The organism is Streptococcus loxodontisalivarius (genome assembly GCF_016908645.1).
Taxonomy (GTDB): domain Bacteria; phylum Bacillota; class Bacilli; order Lactobacillales; family Streptococcaceae; genus Streptococcus; species Streptococcus loxodontisalivarius.
This window is the reverse complement of record NZ_JAFBEH010000085.1, coordinates 1-2,010: the sequence shown is the minus strand read 5'-3', so window position 1 is coordinate 2,010 and position 2,010 is coordinate 1. Positions and strand designations below refer to the sequence as shown.

At 39.4% G+C, this 2,010-nt stretch carries 1 protein-coding gene and 1 pseudogene; one reads left to right on the top strand and one right to left on the bottom strand.

Annotation, left to right across the window (positions count from 1 at the left end):
* Nucleotides 1–165 precede the first annotated feature (165 nt).
* Nucleotides 166–333, bottom strand: a complete 168-nt coding sequence (locus JOC28_RS10860; RefSeq protein WP_275582395.1) for an LPXTG cell wall anchor domain-containing protein — start codon at nt 331–333, stop codon at nt 166–168.
* Between the two features lie 58 nt (nt 334–391).
* Here JOC28_RS10860 and JOC28_RS10855 point away from each other — a divergent pair.
* Nucleotides 392–2,010, top strand: a pseudogene (locus JOC28_RS10855) (hypothetical protein); the annotation flags it as partial.

The following is a 2,010-nucleotide window of genomic DNA, read 5'->3' as shown; positions in this document are numbered from 1 at the left end:
TTCTTCTCGCTTTGAACGCAACAAAAGAGAGAACCAATTTGATTCTCTCTCGTGCTTAATTATTTAGTCAACCCACTACAGTTGACAAAGAGCCCAAGCAAAAAGCCCTCGAGCATTACTCGAAGGCTAATTTTTTAGAAGAAGATAATCGATTTTTCGTCTATCTTAGTCTTTTTTGCGTTTTTTCAAACCAAGTAGGCCTGCACCCATCAAGAGGGCTGTACCCAAGGCAAGAGCTGACGCTGAATCATTTTCACCAGTTGATGGAAGAGCTGATGCTTTCGCTACTCCTGCTTTAGAAGCTACTGGATGTCCAGCTGGTGTTTGTGACATTGATTCTGAGTCTGAATGTACAACATTATTTGATTCAGATGTTGATGCTGACTCTGAGTTGCTTACTGATTCTGAGTTAGACAATGATTCTGAGCTTGACGCTGACTCTGAAGTTGACAACGATTCTGAAGATGATGCTGATTCTGAGTTTGACAATGACTCAGAAGATGATGCTGATTCTGAATTTGATACTGACTCTGATTCAGATGTTGATGCTGATTCTGAGTTTGATACTGACTCTGATTCAGATGTGCTTACTGATTCTGATTCAGATGTGCTTACTGATTCTGAAGTTGAAGCTGACTCTGATTCAGACGTGCTTGCTGATTCTGAGTTTGATACTGACTCTGATTCAGATGTGCTTGCTGATTCTGAGTTTGATACTGACTCTGATTCAGATGTGCTTACTGATTCTGAATTAGAAACTGACTCTGATTCAGACGTGCTTGCTGATTCTGAGTTTGATACTGACTCTGATTCAGATGTGCTTGCTGATTCTGAGTTTGATACTGACTCTGATTCTGATGTGCTTACTGATTCTGAAGTTGAAGCTGACTCTGATTCAGACGTGCTTGCTGACTCTGAACTTGAGACTGACTCTGAACTTGAGACTGACTCTGATTCTGATGTGCTTGCTGATTCTGAACTTGAGACTGACTCTGATTCTGATGTGCTTGCTGATTCTGAACTTGATACTGATTCTGATTCTGATGTGCTTGCTGATTCTGAGTTTGATACTGACTCTGAATTGCTTACTGATTCTGAATTAGAAACTGACTCTGAATTAGATACTGACTCTGAGTTTGACAATGATTCTGAATTAGATACTGACTCTGAACTTGATGTTGATTCTGAGTTTGAGACTGACTCTGAACTTGATGTTGACTCTGAGTTAGACAATGATTCTGAACTTGATGTTGATTCTGAGTTAGACAATGACTCCGAACTTGACGTTGACTCTGAGTTAGATACTGATTCTGAATTAGAAACTGACTCTGAACTTGATGTTGATTCTGAGTTAGATACTGACTCTGAGTTGCTTACTGACTCTGATTCAGATGTGCTTGCTGATTCTGAGTTGCTTACTGACTCTGATTCAGATGTTGATGCTGATTCTGAGTTTGATACTGACTCTGATTCAGATGTTGATGCTGATTCTGAGTTTGATACTGACTCTGATTCTGATGTGCTTGCTGATTCTGAGTTGCTTACTGATTCTGATTCAGATGTGCTTGCTGATTCTGAAGCTGATACTGACTCTGATTCAGATGTTGATGTTGACTCTGAGTTGCTTACTGATTCTGAGTTAGATACTGATTCTGAATTTGATGTTGACTCTGAGTTAGACAATGATTCTGAAGATGATGCTGACTCTGAGTTAGACAATGATTCTGAACTTGATGCTGACTCTGAGTTAGACAATGATTCTGAACTTGATGCTGACTCTGAGTTAGACAATGATTCTGAATTTGATACTGACTCTGAATTGCTTACTGATTCAGATGTTGATACTGATTCTGAACTTGAAACTGATTCTGAACTTGAGACTGACTCTGATTCTGATGTGCTTGCTGATTCTGAAGTTGAAACTGACTCTGATTCAGATGTGCTTGCTGATTCTGAGTTAGAAATTGATTCTGATTCTGATGTGCTTGCTGACTCTGAACTTGAAATTGA

Coding starts and splice junctions, on each gene's coding strand:
- JOC28_RS10860 (WP_275582395.1), bottom strand. CDS start 333: ATGTCACAAACACCAGCTGGACATCCAGTAGCTTCTAAAGCAGGAGTA.